Source organism: Caulobacter flavus (genome assembly GCF_003722335.1).
GTDB classification, from domain to species: domain Bacteria; phylum Pseudomonadota; class Alphaproteobacteria; order Caulobacterales; family Caulobacteraceae; genus Caulobacter; species Caulobacter flavus.
On record NZ_CP026100.1, the window covers coordinates 4,544,108 to 4,561,315 of the forward strand.

The window sequence follows — 17,208 nt, forward strand, 5'->3', positions numbered from 1 at the left end:
TTTTTCTTATGGACGGACCAGGACCACGGCGGCGGCCCAGAGGATGACGAACAGAGCGGTGTCGAAGAGCGCCGGGTGCCACACGAAACGGTAGGCTCCGGCCCAGGACAGCACGCGTCGGAGAACGAAGGCGGCGACGAGGGCCGCCACGGCCGAGACGAGGACGGACGACAGGAAGACGCCGTCGATATTGTATTCGCCGATCATGCGGCGGACTCCGGATTGAAGGCGGGGGCGTCGGGGAAGAGGTTGCGGCGCAGACCGACGAGGCCGGTGACGCCGCCCAGGGCGCTATTGGGTGCGAAACGGGCCTCGCCCATGCGGGTCAGGGCCTGGTCGAGGCGGACCAGCAGGTCGGCGCGCGGCGGCTGGCGACGGCCGGCCGACAGGGCGGCGTAGTGGTCGCCTACCCCGTCGAGCACGGCGTCGAGTGCGGTCCGGGCCGAGCCCGAGGTCTCGCCCCGGGCGGTCTGGACGGCCACCAGGTTCATGCCCACCCGCAGGTCGCGCAGCACGTCGACGCCGACGAGGTCGTCGCGCGGCCCCACGGCGGCGAGCTTGGGAGTCAGCAGGCCCAGGCGGTCGACCAGGGCGGCGGCGAAGGCGGCCGGCTCGGGCGCGCGGTTGGAGCGGGCCAGGCGCGCCAGGTTCTTCCAGGTACGCGACAACAGGCGCCGGGCGCCGGCGTCGATGCTCATCGAGCGCATGGCGGCGGTGACGAAGATCGCCGCGCCCAGGCCGACGAATTGGCCCAGATTGACGTTCAGGAAGCTGGCGAAGTCGGCGCTGAAGGTCTCCTGCAGCGCCAGCGCGTTGCAGAATCCCATCAGCGTGGCCAGGGCCGCACCCATGGTCTTGGGGTTGGGAATGAACAGGCCGATGAACAGCAGCGGTGGGGCCAGGGTCAGGACCAGCAGCGGATAGCCGTCGATGGCCGGCAGCACGGCGAACATGTAGAGCGCCGACAGCGGCAGCGAGACCAGGGTGAAGATCCCGAAGCTGCGGATGGCGGGCACGGGATCGTCCATGGCCGCGAAGAAGCAGCAGAACACCGCCGCCATCACCGGGGCCGAGGCGCCGTCGCCCCAGCCCGAGACGATCCAGATGCCGCAGGACAGCAGCACCGCGATCGCGGCCGCCGCCCCCGACAGCAGCGCCAGCGGCAGGTCGCTGTGCATGCGGCGGCGCGCGGCGTTGGCCGTGGCGGCGGCAAGGTTGGGCGACAGCGGGGCGTCGGGGTTTTCCAGGCGGGTCATAAGGGCGTGACCCTCGCCCAGGGCCTGGACGGTCTCGGCCAGCCGCACCAGCAGGCTCTCGACCAGCAGGGCGTTCCAGTCGCCGCCGCGACGCTCGGCCGCCTCGGCCTGGAGGCGGGCGATGAGGTCAAGGCCCGGGCCGCGCGTCGCACCGGCCTCGATCCAGCCGACCACGGCGTCCAGCGCCCGGCGGGCGGCGGGGTCCTGGACGTCCTTCAGGGCCTGCATGCGGTCGGACAGGCCCGACAGCAGCGGAATGAGGATCAGGAGGCGCTCGTGCAGGGCCCGAACGACGCCGGTGGTCTCGCGCAGGCGGGTGGTGTCGAACGGCAGGTGCGTAGCCAGCATCTGGATCTCGCTGGCGGCGGCGGCCAGGTGACGGCGGTCGCGGGCAAAGGCCTGCTCGTCGGCGCCCTTCAGCACGTCCAGCGCCCAGCGGTCGGCCTCGCCCAGCCACGCCGACAGGCGGGCGCGCAGTACGGTCCCGACCGGACGCGGGAAGACGAGGCTGTGGACCAGGGTGGCGCAGATGATCCCTAGGCCGATCTCGACCACGCGCCAGACGGCCAGGTCGAAGATGGCGCCGGGCTGGCTGACGGCCGGGAAGCCGATGATGGCGGCGGTGTAGCCGGCCAGCATGAGAACGTAGCTGCGCGGCGTGCGGTCGAGCAGCGAGATGGTCAGGCAGGCGCCGACCCACAGGGCCAGGGCCAGGCACAGCAGCACCGGGGCGTTGACCAGGTTGGGCACCAGGGCGACGGCGGCCGCGCCGCCCAGCATGGTGCCGAGCACGCGATACAGCGCCTTGGAGCGCACCGCCCCGGCCAGGGGCTGGCTGACGATGTAGGCCGTAGTCATGGCCCAGTACGGACGCGGCAGCCCCACGGCGAAGCCGATCCAGAGGGCGAGCATGGCGGCGACGAAGCTGTTCAGCGAGAACAGCAGCGTCCACCGGTCGAACTTGGGCATTGGAGCCTACGCCCCCTGCCCGTTGGCGGCTTCCAGGGCCGCCTCGAAGGCGGCGAAGGTGCGCAGGGTGGCGGCCAGGTCCTCGTCGCTGACCCCGACCAGCAGGCGCGAGCGGACGGCCTGGACGGTGTCCTCGGCGATCACGGCCAGGGCCGCGCCGTCATCGGTCAGGTGCAGGGTCTTGGCGCGGCCATCGGCGGGGTCGTCGCGGCGCTCCACCAGGCCGGCGGCGCACAACTGGTCGAGCACGCGGACCAGGGACGGACCTTCGACGCCCAGCTCCTCGGCCAGGACGCCTTGCCGCAGGCCGCCGCCGGCGCGGGCGATGTGCAGCACCGGCAGGGCGCGGGCGTCGGAAAGGCCGTGCTCGGCCAGGGCGCGATTGACCTCGCGGCGGTAGATGCGCGCCAGGCGCAGCACCGCGCCGGTGAAGGTGCGTTCGCTGGGGATGCGGGGCGTCATGTAACGATGCTCGAAGAACGATAGGTAGCTTGCTATCTATTTAGATAGCTTCCTATCGATATCGATGCAAGCCGGCTCGGAAAGAAAAACGGCCCCGCTCGTGGGAGCGGGGCCGTTCATATTGTCGCAGGTGGAGAAGCCCCTTCCGGCCCTCCGGGCCACCTCCCCCAGAGGGGGAGGATCTTGCGCTCCAGATGCTCCCCCTCTGGGGGAGCTGTCGCGGAGCGACTGAGGGGGCCCTTGCCCTACTTCCCGGCCAGGGCCGCCTGCGCGGCCGCCAGGCGGGCGATCGGCACGCGGTAGGGCGAGCAGGAGACGTAGTCGAGGCCGACCTTCTCGCAGAACGAGATCGAGGCCGGGTCGCCGCCGTGCTCGCCGCAGATGCCGAGCTTGACGTCGGGGCGAGCCGCCCTGCCCCGCTCGGCGGCGATGCGGATCAGGTCGCCGACGCCGTCCTGGTCGAGGCTGACGAACGGGTCCTTCTCGAAGATGCCCTTGTCGATGTAGGCGCCCAGGAACTTGCCGGCGTCGTCGCGGCTGATGCCGAACGTCGTCTGGGTCAGGTCGTTGGTGCCGAAGCTGAAGAACTCGGCGTTGGCGGCCAGGTCGCCGGCGCGCAGGGCGGCGCGCGGCAGTTCGATCATCGTGCCGACGGTGTACTTCAAGTCGACGCCCTGCTCGGCCAGCACCGCCTTGGCGACGCGGTCGGTCAGGTCGCGCAGGTACTTCATCTCCTCGCCCTTGGCGACCAGCGGGTGCATGATCTCCGGCACCGGCGCGGCCTTGCCCGACTTGGCGATCTCGCACGCCGCCTCGAGGATGGCCCGGACCTGCATCTCGTAGATCTCGGGATAGGAGACGCCCAGGCGGCAGCCGCGATGGCCTAGCATGGGGTTGGTCTCGTGCAGCTCCTTGGCGCGGCGCAGCAGCTTGGCGGCGTCCAGCCCCGTGGCCACGGCCACGGCCTGCACGTCTTCTTCCGTGTGCGGCAGGAACTCGTGCAGCGGCGGGTCGAGCAGGCGGATGGTGACCGGCAGGCCTTCCATGATCGTGAACAGCTCGACGAAGTCGGCCTTCTGGAAGGGCGCGATCTTGGCCAAGGCCGTGCGGCGGCCGGCCTCGTCGTCGGCCAGGATCATCTCGCGCACCGCGGCGATGCGGGTGTCGTCGAAGAACATGTGCTCGGTGCGGCACAGACCGATCCCTTCCGCGCCGAACTGGCGAGCGGTCTTGGCGTCGAGCGGCGTCTCGGCGTTGGCGCGCACCTTCAGGCGGCGGACCTGGTCGGCCCAGCCCATCAGGGTGGCGAAGTCGCCGGTCAGCTCGGGCTCGATCATCTTGGGCGCACCGGCCAGGATCTCGCCGGTGGAGCCGTCGATGGTGATCGTCTCGCCGGCCTTGAACTCGCGGCCCTTGGCCCGGAACAGGCCTTCCTTGGCGAAGATCGACACGTCGCCGGCGCCCGAGACGCAGGGACGGCCCATGCCGCGCGCCACGACGGCGGCGTGGCTGGTCATGCCGCCGCGGGCGGTGATGATGCCGCGGGCGGCGTGCATGCCGTGGATGTCCTCGGGCGAGGTCTCCTCGCGCACCAGGATCACGGCCTCGCCGTTGGCGGCGGCCTTCTCGGCCTCGTCGCTGTCGAAGACGATCTTGCCGGTGGCCGCGCCGGGCGAGGCCGGCAGGCCGACGGTGACGACGTCGCGGTGGGCGGTCGGGTCGATGGTCGGGTGCAGCAGCTGGTCCAGCGAGGCCGGCTCGACGCGCGAGACGCCCTCCTCCTTGCTGATCACGCCCTCGGCGGCCATGTCGACGGCGATCTTCAGCGCGGCCTTGGCGGTGCGCTTGCCGTTGCGAGTCTGCAGCATGTAGAGCACGCCCTGCTCCACGGTGAACTCGATGTCCTGCATGTCGCGGTAGTGGCGCTCCAGCGTCTCGACCACGGTCTTGAACTGGCCGAACACCTCCGGCATCGCCTCTTCCATCGACGGCGCGGTGTCGCCCATCTCCTCTCGGGCGGCCTTGGTCAGCGACTGCGGCGTACGGATGCCGGCGACGACGTCCTCGCCCTGGGCGTTGATCAGGAACTCGCCGTACAGGCGGTTGTCGCCGTTGCTCGGGTTACGCGTGAAGGCGACGCCCGTGGCCGAGGTGTCGCCCATGTTGCCGAACACCATCGACTGGATGTTGACGGCCGTGCCCCAGCTTTCGGGGATGTCGTGCATGCGGCGATAGAACTTGGCGCGGTCGTTCATCCAGCTGGCGAACACGGCGCCGACGGCGCCCCACAGCTGCTCCTGGGCGTCCTGCGGGAACGGCTTGCCCAGCTCGTTCTGGACGGCGGCCTTGTAGTCCTTGATCACGCCGGCCCAGTCGTCGGCGGTGAGGCCGGTGTCGACGTGGACGTCCAGGCGATCCTTATGGTCGTCGAGGATCTCCTCGAACATGTGGTGCTCCAGGTCGAGCACGACGTTCGAGTACATCTGGATGAAGCGGCGGTAGCTGTCGTAGGCGAAGCGGCGGTCGCCCGACAGGACGGCCAGGCCCTCGACGGTCTCGTCGTTGAGGCCCAGGTTCAGGACGGTGTCCATCATGCCCGGCATCGAGGCGCGGGCGCCCGAGCGCACCGAGACCAGCAGCGGGTTGGCCACGTCGCCGAAGCGCTTGCCGGTGATGGCCTCGATCTTGGCGAGACCGGCGGCGACCTGCCCGGCCAGTTCGGCGGGGTACTGCTTGCCGTTGGCGTAGTAGTGGACGCAGGCCTCGGTGGTGACCGTGAAGCCAGGCGGAACCGGCAGGCCCAGCGACGACATCTCGGCGAGATTGGCGCCCTTGCCTCCGAGGAGGTTCTTCATCGAGGCGTCGCCGTCAGCGCCGCCTCCCCCGAACGAATAGACCCATAGGGACTTCGTCAGCGTCTCAACCGGCATATTGAATTCACCCTGCGATAAAGTGAAAAAGGCCGCGCCCTCTATCGGGGTCGTCTCGCCTTGGAACAGCCCCGCGAGTTTGAATCTCGCAGTGCAATATCCGTGGCCTCCCTAGCATTTTGGCCAAGAACGCGTCCACCAGTGCGTTGCGTTCCGCGAGATTTGCCAAGAATTCAGCAAATCATTGCCATGACAACGTTGTCTTGATCGCAGTTTGACAGCTTGCGCCACTTGATAGGCACGAAACGTCGCCACACGGAGAATGGCGACGCTTGTTCCAGACTGGTGAAACCGTCCGTCTGGCGACTATCGCGCGAAGAAACCTGTGATGCAGCGCCAGATCGCCTTGCGCGCCTCGAGAACGCTGACGCCCAGCAGGGCCGCGATGCTCCAGAACAGGCCCTCGGTCGAAAGGGCGGCGGCCACCGCCGCGGCAAGGCGCAGGTCGCGCTCCGCCCCGGCGTACAGGACCACGCCCAGCGCGATCCAGGCGGCGAAGGCGATGATCGCCAGCAGCGTCACCAGGATCTTCAGCAGCCCCTTGCCCCGCCGCAGGACGCGGTCGCCGGCGGGAAGGGTTTCGATTTCGGCCTTGAGCGTCACGACGAACCTCCTGTCTTTTTGTCGAGGACGCCCTGAAAGTCTCGCCGGCCCGACGAGTCTTTCGGACCAGACGCGATTTTTCGGGGAGACCGCTTCTGGGACGGGACGACGCATTCGAGGCGATCCTCGCCGAGCACGGCGCGATGCTCGGGCGTATCGCGGCGGCCTACGAGGCCGATCCCGAGCGCCGGCGCGAACTGCGGCAGGAGATCCTGCTGGCCGTCTGGCGCGCCCTGCCCCGCCATCGCGGCGAGGCGCCGCTGCGCGCCTTCATCGCCCGGGTGGCGCACAACCGGGCGATCACCCACGTGGCTCGCGAAGCCGGCGAGCCCCGCCGCCAGCCGCTGGACGAGGCCGCCCCGTCCGGCGCGCCCGGTCCGCACGAGACCTTCGAGGCCCGGCACATGCGGGAGCGGCTGGCGCAGGCCGTGCGCGCCCTGCCCCTGCCCTTTCGCCAGCCCGCGCTGCTGACCCTGGAAGGGTTCTCGCCAGCCGAGATCGCCCCGATGCTGGGCCTGAACGCCAACACCGTCTCCATACGCCTGACCCGCGCCAAGGCCGCCCTGCGCGCCGCGCTCGATCCGGAGGATCGCCGATGACCACGCCAAACGGCCCCGAAGACGACTGGACGGCCCTGGCGCGGGCCTGGACGGACCCGGCGGCGGCCGAGCCCGGGATCGATCCAGCGCAGATCCGCGCCCTGCGCCGTCGCGACCGGCTGGCCAGGCTGAACTTCGCCGCCGAGATGGCGGGCGTGCCGCTGGTGCTCGGGATCGTGGCCTGGGCCGTGATCGAACGCGACCTGCCCTGGACGGCCGCGCTGGCCTGCGCGGCCTTCGCGTTGTTCGCGGGGGCGATGACGCTGTGGTCGCGGCGGGGCGATCCGGGCATTCTGCTCGACACGCCGCAGACGGTGGTGCGCACGGCCCTGGCCCAGGCGCGGACGGGCCTGCGCTGGGCCCAGGCCGGGATCTGGACCTGCGCCGCCGGCGCGGCGTTCCTGGCGGTGCTGGGCAGTCTGTCGGGCCGGTGGCGCGCGGACTGGCCGCTGCTCTGCGCCGGCGCGGTGTTCCTGGCGGCCAGCCTGATGCTCTACCTCGACCACGCCCGGCGCTGCCGCCGCCGGATCGCCGCGCACGAGGCGGCGTTGGCGGCCCTGCAGGAGCGCTGAGCGCGCCGGATCAGCGCTTCTTGCCGAGCTCGGCGGCGATGTCCTTGGTCATCCGGCCGACCTTGCGATGGGCGGCCGTGATCTGCTCGCGGGTCACGCCCCAGCGCTTCATCCAGTACTCGACAGCCTGGCGCTCGGAGAGATCCAGGCGGTCCTTGTCGATGAAGCCACGCTTGTCCTTGAGGCCGGCCATCAGCTGTTCCACGGCTTGGAGGAGCCGGCCGCGATGCGGTTGGCCTGCTCGCGTTGAAAACGACCGCCGCGCGGCGGCTTGGGCTTGGCGGCCAGCGCCGCCTGCTTGAGGCGCAGTGCCCGCTGGATCGGGGTTTCGCCGGGCGGGCCGTCGTCCTGAGAGTTGCTCATGGGGGTGAGGTTAGCACTCGAAAGCGCCCTGCCCCACTCCCCTTCCGTAAAACCCCCGCGCACGCGGGGACCCAGGCTTTTTACAGAACCCACGGCGCTCGACGATAAAACACCTGGCCCCCCGCTTTCGCGGGGCCTTTACGGAGGAGAGATCGAGTGAGCCGGGAAAACCTCACCCCTCGATGATGTGCGGCACGAACCGGGCGAGGTTCTTGGTGACCTGGCTGTCGTCCTCGCGGATGCCCATGCCGACGGGCTCGGCTCCGACGATCCAGGCGCCGACGACCGGATGCTTGCCGTCGAAGCTGGGCGGCGGGTGGAAGGCCTGGACGATCGCGCCCTCGGCGCCATAGCCCTGGTCGAGCACGGGTTCTGCGGACGCGCCGACGATCTCGACATTGGCCCCTTCGCGCGAGAACAGCGGCTTGCGCACGTAGCTGCCGCCCAGCGCCGAGGCGGCCGGATCGCCCTCGAAATAGGCCTCCAGCAGGTTGGGATGGCCCTTGTGGCGCTCCCACAGCAGCGGAAGGATCGCCTTGTTGGACAGGATCGCCTTCCACGGCGGCTCCAGCCAGCGGACCTTGGCCGTGGCCAGGCTGGCCGCGTATGGCTCGCGCAGCATGTCTTCCCAGGGATAGAGCTTGAACGCCGCCTGCAGCAGGTAGCCGTCGGTGTCGACGAACTGGCCCTCTTCGTTGAGGCCGATGGCGTTCATGGCCACGAACTTGGGGTCCAGGCCCGCCTGGGCGGCGAGGTCTTCCAGGAAGCGCACCGTCTGGCGATCCTCGACGGCCTCGTCGTCGCTGGCGAAGTGAACGAAGCCTCCGCCGGGAAACAGCACCTTGAAGCGATCGCGCATCGCCTCGAACAGGCTGTTGAACTGGTCGGTCCCGGCCGGCAGCGCGCCCTGCCCCAGCAGGTCTTCCAGCCACAGCCACTGGAAGGTGGCGGCCTCGAACAGGCTCGTGGGGGTGTCGGCGTTGTATTCGTAGAGCTTGGGCGGCGCCGAGCCGTCGTAGCCGAAGTCGAAGCGGCCGTAGAGCGAGGGCTCCTTGGCGCGCCAGGACGCGGCGACGAAGTCCCAGTGCTCGCGCGGGATCGCCAGTTTTTCGAGGATTCCTTCGCTGGCCACCGCCTCGTCGACGAGGTCGAGGCACAGGTCGTGAAGCTCGGCGGCGGCCGGCTCCAGGTGCTCCTCGACCTCCTGGAGCGTGAAGGCGTACGCCGTCCCCTCGTCCCAATAGGCCTGTCCGCCGGTGTGATGGTAGACGAAGCCGACGGCCTCGGCCTTCTCGCGCCAGTCGGCGCGAGGGGTCAGGGTAAGACGACGCACGCTGGTCTCTTACTCGCTCTTCGAACCGTCGGCGGCCTTGTCCTCGATCTGCAGCGGGGCGGGCTGCGGCGCGAGACGGGCCAGGATGTCGTCGGCCGACGACTGGCCCGGCAGGATGCCGGCCACGCGCAGCTTCTCGTCGAGATCCGCGCCCGTGCGGCGGTCTTCCAGCTCGCCGGCGGCTTTGATCTTCTCGCCGCGGACCATCTGGCGTTCCTTGATCCGCGCCAGGCTGTCGGCGGCCGAGCCCAGCGAGGCGCCCGCGCCGGCGCCGCGGGCGGTGACCGCTTCCTGCGCCTTCTGGACGGACTCGTTGACCTTCACGACCTCGACCTCGCGCTTGAGCGTGTCGATGCGGCGGTCGGTGGCGGCGATGGCCTGGTGCAGCTGGTCCTCGGCCTCGCGCATGGAGCCGATCTGCGGTTCCTTCAGCGAGATCTCGCTCTCGATGTCGGCGATGCGCTGGGCCACCTGGCGGGCCAGGTCCATGTCGCCCTTGGTGACGGCGGCGCGGGCGGAGTTCTCGTACTTGGCGACCTGCTCGCGCAGGCTCTTGACGTCGTTCTCCTGGATGCGGCGGCGGGCGACCAGGGTGGCGAGGTTGTCGCGCGCCTTGGCCTGGGCCGAGTCGGCGTCGCGGATCTCCTGGTCGAGGATGCGGATCGCGTTGGCGTCGACGACGGCGGACGTGGCTTCGTGGGCGCCGGCGCGACCCAGGGTGAACAGCTTGCGCCAGATGGACATCGGAAGGCTCCGGGAAATTCTAGGTTTGGGTCAGGCGGCGGACGAGAACGAGGTGCGCAGGTCGGAAGCCACTTCGATGGCGTTCTCGGCCAGGGTGCGCAGCTCGATGAGGATGTCCTCGATCGAGGTGGTGGTCGAGAGCTCGCCGAACAGTTCGTAGTAGTCGCGGCCGCCGACGACGCAGATGCCGAAGTTCGACAGCGGCACCAGCTTCTGGGCCTTGAGCAGGAACTCGTTGAAGGCGTGGCGGTCTTCCTGTTCGTCGACCGGCCACAGCAGGGCCGAGGCGGCGACCTGCTGGTCGCTGACGCTGACGTAGATCTCCAGGTCGCCGTGCCAGTGCATGGTCGCCAGCAGGATCTCGTCGGCGCCCTCCAGGATGCTGACGGTGATCTCGTCGGCGCCGCGGCCGGGCGCTTCGTCCAGGGCCGCCTTCAGCGAGCGGACAGTCCAGGGCGTCTGACTCATCGGGTCGTGATCCTCTTCAACGGGCCATCTTGGCCGTGTTCATACAAGATGGGAGCCCGAACGCCAGCCGTCGAGAGCGAGCGGCGCCCCTTTTACAGCGCAGGCTGGCGCCGTACATGAAGGACCAGTGTTGCAGGGACCCGCCATGTTCAGTCGCTTATTCGGCCGCAAGGAGCCCGCTCCGGAATCGGCCCTGCCCGCCATCCGCAACGTGACCCTGGGCCGGACCGTGTGGCTGGACCCGCTGGCCTGGAAGCGTTTCGGCTCGGACACCAAGTTCCCGCTCGACCGCGACACGCTGGAAATCACCGCCCAGGGCCTGGTGGACCTGAAGGACGGCGGCTTCGTGCACCGGTTCTACACCGACGACCACGTGATGTTTCAGGCCGTGTCGGACGATCGCGCCGGCCAGCGCCTGACCGACGTCACGATCTTCGTGCCCTGGGACAGCGCCTACCCGGGCGGCCGCGCCGACCGCGACGCCTGGGGCAAGCGCCTGCGCGCCCGCAGCTTCACCCCCGCGGGCCTGCCCGAGTACCACCGCTTCTGGTTCGGCGACGAGGCCGAGAGCCAGGACCCGGTGACCTTCTGGGAAGAACTGCACGACGACCGCGACGGCGTGCCCGACCGCAAGATATTCCAGACCTGCATGCTGTTCGCCCGCGACCTGCCCGGCGAGGGCCGCGAACTGCTGCTGGCCATCGAGATGGAGACCGAGGACCGCGAGGTCTCGTTCGAAACCATGATCGGCGTGCCGCTCGAAGTGGGCGAGTTCCGCGCCTAAACCACCTGACAGGGGGAAACTGACAATGTTCGACGTCCAAGCCTTCGGCGACAGCGCCCTGGCCTTCCTGGTGGCCTTCGTGGCCGCCGGCGTGTTCACCGTGGTGTTCAAGATCGTCTACCAGGCCGTGACGCCCTACGATGAGGCCAAGCTGATCCGCGAGGGCAACGTCGCCGCCGCGATCGCCCTGGGCGGCGCCGTGGTCGGCTACGTGCTGCCGCTGGCCTCGGCGCTGAGCCACACCGTCAGCCTGCTGGAGTTCGCCGCCTGGGCCCTGCTGGCTGGCGTCATCCAGATCGCCGCCTTCACCCTGGTGCGCTTCACGGTGCTCAAGGACCTGATCGACCGCATCGAGAAGGCCGAGCTGGCCGCCGGCGTCTACCTGGCTTCGATCTCGCTGGCCGTCGGCCTGCTGAACGCCGCCTGCATGACCTCGTGAGGCCGAACATGAACGCGCTTTCCCCCCTGCCCGCCGCCAAGCGCCGCAAGCGCTCCAGCGCCGTGGCCCTGACCAGCCTGATGGCCGGTTCGGCCTTCACCCTGGTCGCCTGCGACGAGCCCGGCTCGGCCACGCAATGGGGCGATCCGCCGGCCGCCGTCTCGGGCGAGAAGGTCGACGCCTCCAGCTTCGCCAATCTGGACGAATGCAAGGCCTCGGGCGACTTCACCGCCGACCAGTGCCAGACGGCCTATGACGAGGCCCAGAAGGCCAGCGCCGAGAACGCCCCGAAGTTCTCCAGCCAGCAGAGCTGCGAGGAGCGCTACGGCGTCGACCAGTGCGTGCCGCGCAGCCAGGCAAACGGCGGCGGCAGCTTCTTCACCCCGCTGCTGACCGGCTTCATCATCGGCCAGGCGCTGGAAGGCATGAACAACCGCGGCTATCGCGGCGCCCCGATGTACCGCGACCGCGACGGCACCTACTACAGCGGTTCGGGCTATCCGATCTCGCGCGACTACCTCTCCGGCCGCAGCCGGGTGCGCCAGGACAGCTTCGACGCGCCGTCGCGCTACGAGGCCCCGGCCCGCGTGCAGAGCCGCAGCAGCGTCATCTCGCGTGGCGGCTTCGGCGGCGGCTCGCGCGGTTTCGGCGGCTGATTGGAACTGGGAACCGGTCGTCTTGCGTTGAGTCCCCGAAGGCCACGCGAGACGACCTTATGACCGACAAGACCATCACCGGCGTTCCGCATCCGCGTTGGTGGCAGCGCCATCCCACCCTGGCGTTCTGCGCGGCCTGGGCCGTAGGCCTTGGACTGCTGGCGACGCTGGTCGCTCTGGCGCTTCAGGCCGCGGCCTGAACCACGCCCCCCTGCAGCGCGCGCACGGCCGACAGCAGGCGCGCGGGCGTGATCGGCTTTTCCAGCCACATGTCGGGTTCGACCTTCAGAACGCGCGGATCGCTGGCCGAGACCATCAGCACGGGCACGTCGCGGTCTTCCACCGCGCGGATCAGTTCGGCCCCCGTCATGCGCGGCATCGAGTTGTCGGTGATCAGCAGGTCGGGCGCGAAGGCGTCGAAGGCGTCCAGCGCCTCGCGACCGTCACGGCTCCACAAGACCTCGAATCCCGCGTCTTCCAGCAGCATCTCGTAGACGCCGCCGAGGAGAATGTCGTCTTCCGCAATAAGGATCCGTCGCATGGCCAGCCCCAGCCCTGTCGAATGTGTGAACAGGTCTTAACCATGCTGGAGCGCCCGGTGTCAGCGTGCGCAATCGTCGCATTTCCCGAAGTTGAGCAACCAGCGAACGAGTCGCGCGACTCACTTCATCCGGAGGCTTAGCCCGGCCGCGACCAGGTGGACGGCGTCGGCGGCCTTCGCCAGGGCCTGATGCAGGCGGCCGGCCTCGTCTCGGAACCGGCGGGCCAAGGCGTTGTCGGGCACGACGCCCCAGCCGACCTCGTTGGAGACCAGCCAGAGCTCGCCGTCGAACGCCTCGACGGCCGCGACCAGATCGGCGCCGGCGGACGAAAGGTCGCACTCGGCCAGCATCAGGTTGGTCAGCCAGAGGGTGAGGCAATCGACGACCGCCACGGCGCCCGGCGGCAGGCCGCGCAAGGCCCCGACGAGATCGCTCGGGGCCTCGATCGTCGTCCAGGCCGTCCCGCGATCGGCCTGGTGGCGCGCGATGCGGTCCTCCATCTCGGCGTCGAAGGCCTGGGCGGTGACGACCATCACCGGGACGACGCCCCGGCTGCGCGCGCAGATCTCGGCCGCGCCCTGCGCGAAGGCGCTCTTGCCCGAACGGGCCCCGCCCAGGACCAGGGTGACTGACAACGCTGAGGCCTCCAGATTGACGGTGTGCGGCGCACCATATAGTGCAGCCAGCGCGACAGGTTCCTCCCAAAGAGGATGAAAAGGGAACTCGGGTGTGAAACCCGGGCTGCCCCCGCAACTGTAAGCGGCGAGTTCGCGCGTCACATGCCACTGGGACTGTTCTTCGGAAAAGACCTGGGAAGGCGACGCGCAGCGACGATGACCCGCGAGCCAGGAGACCTGCCTGTCGCGGTCGTTTTTCGTCCGGCCGGGGTGCGCCGTACGATCGGGTTCTTCCCCGCATGACGACGTCTGGTCCGGGCGTGTTCCTCGTGGAGCACGCTCCTTCTTGTCGCGCACGGAGGAACGACATGCGCCTTGTTTCCCTGCTGGCCCTCGCGGCCGCAGTTCCCGCCCTCGCCCTGCCCGCCTACGCCATGGCCGACGACGTCGCCGCGGTCGATCAAGTGGTCGTCACCGCCGGCCGCGAACCGGAAAAGCTGTCGGAAGTTTCGACCAGCATGACCGTGATCGACGCCGAGGCCCTGAAGAAGTCGCAGGCCGTCGTGGTCTCCGACCTGCTGTCGCGCACCGCGGGCGTCACCGTCACCCGCAACGGCGGCGTCGGCGGCACGACCCAACTGCGCATCCGCGGCGCTGAGACCGACCAGACCGTGGTGCTGATCGACGGCGTCAAGCTGAACGACCCGTCCTCGACCGGCGGCGGCTACAACTTCGCCACGCTGCTGGCCGGCAACCTGAACCGCATCGAAGTGCTGCGCGGCTCGCAGTCGACCCTGTGGGGCAGCCAGGCCATCGGCGGCGTGGTCAATCTGATCACCGCCGTGCCGACCGGCCCGCTGGGCGTCACCATGTCGGCCGAGGCCGGCTCGCGCGACACCGCCTACGGCCACGGCGCCGTCAGCACCGGCGGCGACTGGGGCGGCTTCCGCCTGGCCGGCGCGTACTACACCACCGACGGCGTCTCGGCCTTCGGCAAGTCGTACGGCGGCAAGGAGAAGGACGGCTACAACAACGCCGCGATCAGCAGCCGCCTGGACCTGAACGTCACCGACTGGGCCGCCGTTGACCTGCGCGCCTCGTACGCCGCGGCCAAGAACGAGTTCGACGGCTTCCCCGCCCCGCTCTACGCCTTCGCCGACAGCCCCGAGTACGGCAAGACCAAGGAACTGGTGTCCTACGCCGGCGTGCGCTTGAGCGCGTTCGACGGCGCCCTGAAGAACCGCCTCGGCTACGGCTACACCCAGACCGACCGCGACAACTTCGATCCCAGCTCGAGCGTGCCGAAGACCTTCGACGCGCGCGGGACCAACAGCCGCTTCGAGTACCAGGGCACCTGGACGATCAACCAGGCACTGCGCGCCACCTTCGGCGCCGAGACCGAGCGCTCGTGGTTCCGCACCGCCTCGCCGTCGACCTTCGATCCGGCGCCCAAGCCCGACCGCCACGCCGCCAGCACCGACAGCCTGTACCTGCAGCTGCAGGCCAAGCCGCTGGCGGGCCTGGTGCTGACCGGCGGCGTGCGCCAGGAAGACCACTCGACCTTCGGCGACGCCACCGTCTACCAGGCCGGCGCGACCTACTCGCCGAACGACGGCGTGACGGTGTTCCGCGCCAACTACGGCGAAGGCTTCAAGGCCCCGTCGCTGTACCAGCTCTACAGCATCTACGGCGACGACACCCTGCAGCCGGAAGAGTCCGAGAGCGTCGACCTGGGCGTCGAGCACAGCGTGCTGAACGGCCGGGTGCGCGCGGGCGTGACCTGGTTCCACCGCGACATCACCAACCAGATCGACTACGTCTCCAACAACACCCCGCCCAACTACGGCGGCTACGCCAACTTCGCCAAGACCGAGACCAGCGGCGTCGAGCTGGAGACCACGATCGAGGTGACCTCGGCCCTGCTGGTGACCGCCAACTACACCAACATGGACGCGATCAACCGCTCGGCCACAAACAACGGCAAGCGCCTGCCGCGCCGCCCGAGCGAAACGGCCAACTTGAACGCCGACTACGACTGGAGGAACGGCCTGACCACGGGCGTTTCGGTGCAGTACGTGGGCGAGAGCTACGACAACGTCACCAACGCCCGCCGCCTGAAGAGCTACGCCCTGTTCGACCTGCGCGCGGCCTATCCGGTCAACGAGCAGTTCGAGGTGTTCGGCCGCGTCGAGAACCTCTTCGACAAGGAATACGAGACGATCTACCGCTACGGCTCGGTGGGCCGCGGCTTCTTCGCCGGCGTGCGGGCGAAGTTCTGATGACCGGCGCGCCGTCGTCCCTTTCCGGACACGGCGGCCGCCTGGCGGCGGCGCGGGCGCGTTTTCCGGACGCGCCCGCGCCGTGGCTCGACCTGTCGACGGGGATCAATCCCCGCCCCTATCCGGTTCCGCCCCAGGCCTTCGAGGACTGGGGCCGCCTGCCCGATCCGGCCGACCTTCTGAAACTCGAAGCCGTCGCCGCCAAGACGTTCGGCGTCGACGACCCGGCCCGGGTCGTGGCCATGCCCGGCAGCGAGACGGCGATCCGCCTGCTGCCCAAGATCCTGCCGCGCGGCAGGATCAGCCTGCCCGCCCCCACCTATTCCAGCCACGCCCACGCCTGGCGGCGGGTCGGCTCGGAACTGGTCGCCGATCCGGAGCAGGCCGACGTCTGCGTGGTGGTGAACCCCAACAACCCCGACGGCCGCAGCCTGGCGCCCGGGGCGGTGCTGGCGCTGGGCCAGCGCGGCGCGGTCGTCGACGAGGCCTTCGTCGAGTGCGAGCCGTCGCTTTCCGTCGCGCGCTTCGCCGGCGCGCCGGGCCACGAGCGGTTGGTGGTGCTGCGCTCGTTCGGCAAGTTCTACGGCCTGGCGGGCCTGCGCCTTGGCTTCGTCGTCGCCCGCCCGGCCCTGGCCCGCCGCCTGCGCGACACCCTGGGCGAATGGCCGCTCTCGGCGCCCGCCCTGGCCGCCGGCCTGGCCGCCTATCCCGACACCGCCTGGGCCGACGCCATGCGCGCCAGCCTGGCCGACGACGCCGCCCGGCTGGACGCCCTGCTGACCGGCGCCGGCTTCGAAGTGACGGGCGGAACCAGCCTGTTCCGCCTGGCCCGCGCCGCCGACGCCCAGGCCCGCTTCGAGACCCTGGCCCGCGCCGGGATCCTCACCAGGCCCTTCGACCACGACGCGGGCCTGCTACGCTTCGGCCTGCCCGGATTCGACCCAGACTGGGCGCGCCTCGCCGCCGCCCTGGAGACCGCCCGATGAGCGAAGACCACGTCAACGCCGAGCACGCCGAGGCCATGCGCGCGCTGAAGGCCGAGCGCGAAGAGCTGATGAAGACCAAGACGCTCGAGAAGGGCCTGCTGCTGGTCCACACGGGCGACGGCAAGGGCAAGTCCTCGGCCGGCTTCGGCATGGTCGCCCGCTCGTTGGGCTGGGGCATGCAGGTGGGCGTGGTTCAGTTCATCAAGGGCAAGTGGAAGACCGGCGAGCGCCTGTTCTTCAGCCGCTTTCCCGACCAGGTGCGCTACCGCGTCATGGGCGAGGGCTTCACCTGGGACACCCAGGATCGCGAGCGCGACGTCGCCGCCGCCAAGGCCGCCTGGGAAGAGTCCAAGGCGATGATCGCCGATCCGACGCTCGACTTCGTGCTGCTGGACGAGATCAACATCGCCCTGCGCTACGACTATCTCGACATCGACGAGGTGGTGGCGGTGCTGACGGCCCGGCCCAACGACAAGCACGTCTGCCTGACCGGCCGCAACGCCAAGCCGCAGCTCCTGGAGATCGCCGACCTGGTCACCGAGATGACCCTGGTCAAGCATCCGTTCGAGCAGGGCTTCAAGGCCCAGCGCGGGGTCGAGTTTTGAC

Annotated in this window: 21 protein-coding genes and 1 riboswitch; of the genes, 9 read left to right on the forward strand and 12 right to left on the reverse strand. The window is 69.6% G+C overall.

The window, feature by feature from the left end; genetic code table 11:
- Positions 1 to 6: 6 nt before the first annotated feature.
- The 5 genes from C1707_RS20665 to C1707_RS20685 all read right to left on the reverse strand — a co-directional run bounded on the left by C1707_RS20665 (position 7) and on the right by C1707_RS20685 (position 6,220).
- Positions 7 to 207, reverse strand: a complete 201-nt coding sequence (locus tag C1707_RS20665) for a DUF1656 domain-containing protein (protein ID WP_101714766.1) — start codon at positions 205 to 207, stop codon at positions 7 to 9.
- On the reverse strand, positions 204 to 2,225 hold the full coding sequence (locus C1707_RS20670; RefSeq protein WP_101714765.1) for an FUSC family protein: 2,022 nt from the start codon (positions 2,223 to 2,225) through the stop codon (positions 204 to 206). Before C1707_RS20670 ends, C1707_RS20665 begins: the two co-directional genes overlap by 4 nt.
- Before the next feature lie 6 nt (positions 2,226 to 2,231).
- On the reverse strand, positions 2,232 to 2,600 hold the full coding sequence (locus C1707_RS20675; protein WP_420808285.1) for a MarR family winged helix-turn-helix transcriptional regulator: 369 nt from the start codon (positions 2,598 to 2,600) through the stop codon (positions 2,232 to 2,234).
- A gap of 332 nt (positions 2,601 to 2,932) precedes the next feature.
- Positions 2,933 to 5,617, reverse strand: a complete 2,685-nt coding sequence (gene ppdK / locus C1707_RS20680) for a pyruvate, phosphate dikinase (RefSeq protein WP_101714763.1) — start codon at positions 5,615 to 5,617, stop codon at positions 2,933 to 2,935.
- Between the two features lie 306 nt (positions 5,618 to 5,923).
- Positions 5,924 to 6,220, reverse strand: coding sequence for a hypothetical protein (locus tag C1707_RS20685; protein WP_101714762.1), 297 nt, complete (start codon positions 6,218 to 6,220; stop codon positions 5,924 to 5,926).
- A gap of 95 nt (positions 6,221 to 6,315) precedes the next feature.
- On the opposite strand from C1707_RS20685, the gene C1707_RS20690 reads away from it, so the two are divergent.
- Both C1707_RS20690 and C1707_RS20695 read left to right on the forward strand, forming a co-directional pair.
- On the forward strand, positions 6,316 to 6,819 hold the full coding sequence (locus C1707_RS20690) for an RNA polymerase sigma factor (protein ID WP_276310666.1): 504 nt from the start codon (positions 6,316 to 6,318) through the stop codon (positions 6,817 to 6,819).
- Positions 6,816 to 7,391 (forward strand): hypothetical protein, encoded by a 576-nt coding sequence (locus tag C1707_RS20695; protein ID WP_101714760.1) that lies wholly within the window; start codon positions 6,816 to 6,818, stop codon positions 7,389 to 7,391. Before C1707_RS20690 ends, C1707_RS20695 begins: the two co-directional genes overlap by 4 nt.
- Before the next feature lie 10 nt (positions 7,392 to 7,401).
- Here C1707_RS20695 and C1707_RS20700 read toward each other — a convergent pair whose 3' ends face one another.
- The 5 genes from C1707_RS20700 to C1707_RS20715 form a co-directional block, all read right to left on the reverse strand.
- Complete coding sequence (locus C1707_RS20700; protein WP_101714759.1) at positions 7,402 to 7,584, reverse strand: DUF3606 domain-containing protein; 183 nt, start codon at positions 7,582 to 7,584, stop codon at positions 7,402 to 7,404.
- Positions 7,584 to 7,754 carry a hypothetical protein gene (locus tag C1707_RS26285; protein WP_164467422.1) on the reverse strand — a complete coding sequence of 57 codons (171 nt, stop codon included), beginning with the start codon at positions 7,752 to 7,754 and terminating at the stop codon, positions 7,584 to 7,586. Before C1707_RS26285 ends, C1707_RS20700 begins: the two co-directional genes overlap by 1 nt.
- Positions 7,755 to 7,926: 172 nt before the next feature.
- On the reverse strand, positions 7,927 to 9,087 hold the full coding sequence (locus tag C1707_RS20705; RefSeq protein WP_101714758.1) for a glutathionylspermidine synthase family protein: 1,161 nt from the start codon (positions 9,085 to 9,087) through the stop codon (positions 7,927 to 7,929).
- Between the two features lie 9 nt (positions 9,088 to 9,096).
- The gene (locus C1707_RS20710) at positions 9,097 to 9,831 is read right to left on the reverse strand and encodes a PspA/IM30 family protein (protein WP_101714757.1); all 735 of its coding nucleotides are present in this window, start codon (positions 9,829 to 9,831) and stop codon (positions 9,097 to 9,099) included.
- Between the two features lie 30 nt (positions 9,832 to 9,861).
- Entirely contained in the window at positions 9,862 to 10,299 is a 438-nt protein-coding gene (locus C1707_RS20715) for a YjfI family protein (RefSeq protein ID WP_101714756.1), read from the reverse strand.
- Between the two features lie 145 nt (positions 10,300 to 10,444).
- Between C1707_RS20715 and C1707_RS20720 the strand changes: the two genes are divergently transcribed.
- The 4 genes from C1707_RS20720 to C1707_RS26290 are packed head-to-tail and all read left to right on the forward strand — an operon-like array spanning position 10,445 to position 12,378.
- Positions 10,445 to 11,083, forward strand: coding sequence for a DUF2491 family protein (locus tag C1707_RS20720; RefSeq protein ID WP_101714755.1), 639 nt, complete (start codon positions 10,445 to 10,447; stop codon positions 11,081 to 11,083).
- A 25-nt stretch (positions 11,084 to 11,108) separates the two neighbouring features.
- Positions 11,109 to 11,522, forward strand: a complete 414-nt coding sequence (locus C1707_RS20725; protein ID WP_101714754.1) for a DUF350 domain-containing protein — start codon at positions 11,109 to 11,111, stop codon at positions 11,520 to 11,522.
- An 8-nt stretch (positions 11,523 to 11,530) separates the two neighbouring features.
- A complete protein-coding gene (locus C1707_RS20730; protein WP_101714753.1) occupies positions 11,531 to 12,178 on the forward strand; it encodes a DUF1190 domain-containing protein in 648 nt (215 codons plus the stop codon).
- 59 nt (positions 12,179 to 12,237) lie between these two features.
- Positions 12,238 to 12,378, forward strand: a complete 141-nt coding sequence (locus tag C1707_RS26290) for a hypothetical protein (protein ID WP_164467423.1) — start codon at positions 12,238 to 12,240, stop codon at positions 12,376 to 12,378.
- Here C1707_RS26290 and C1707_RS20735 read toward each other — a convergent pair.
- Positions 12,363 to 12,719, reverse strand: a complete 357-nt coding sequence (locus C1707_RS20735; protein WP_101714752.1) for a response regulator transcription factor — start codon at positions 12,717 to 12,719, stop codon at positions 12,363 to 12,365. The two genes, C1707_RS26290 and C1707_RS20735, sit on opposite strands and share 16 nt — an antisense overlap.
- Positions 12,720 to 12,839: 120 nt before the next feature.
- The gene (gene cobU, locus C1707_RS20740) at positions 12,840 to 13,355 is read right to left on the reverse strand and encodes a bifunctional adenosylcobinamide kinase/adenosylcobinamide-phosphate guanylyltransferase (RefSeq protein ID WP_101714751.1); all 516 of its coding nucleotides are present in this window, start codon (positions 13,353 to 13,355) and stop codon (positions 12,840 to 12,842) included.
- Between the two features lie 40 nt (positions 13,356 to 13,395).
- Positions 13,396 to 13,596, forward strand: a riboswitch (cobalamin riboswitch).
- Positions 13,597 to 13,705: 109 nt separating this feature from the next.
- Here cobU and C1707_RS20745 point away from each other — a divergent pair.
- Genes C1707_RS20745 through cobO form a run of 3 tightly spaced genes read left to right on the forward strand, consistent with a single transcriptional unit; the run spans position 13,706 to position 17,207 of the window.
- A complete protein-coding gene (locus tag C1707_RS20745) occupies positions 13,706 to 15,616 on the forward strand; it encodes a TonB-dependent receptor plug domain-containing protein (RefSeq protein ID WP_101714750.1) in 1,911 nt (636 codons plus the stop codon).
- Entirely contained in the window at positions 15,616 to 16,602 is a 987-nt protein-coding gene (gene cobD, locus C1707_RS20750; protein ID WP_101714749.1) for a threonine-phosphate decarboxylase CobD, read from the forward strand. The genes C1707_RS20745 and cobD overlap by 1 nt, the downstream gene beginning before the upstream one ends.
- Positions 16,599 to 17,207 carry a cob(I)yrinic acid a,c-diamide adenosyltransferase gene (gene cobO, locus C1707_RS20755; protein ID WP_101714748.1) on the forward strand — a complete coding sequence of 203 codons (609 nt, stop codon included), beginning with the start codon at positions 16,599 to 16,601 and terminating at the stop codon, positions 17,205 to 17,207. The genes cobD and cobO overlap by 4 nt, the downstream gene beginning before the upstream one ends.
- Position 17,208 lies beyond the last annotated feature (1 nt).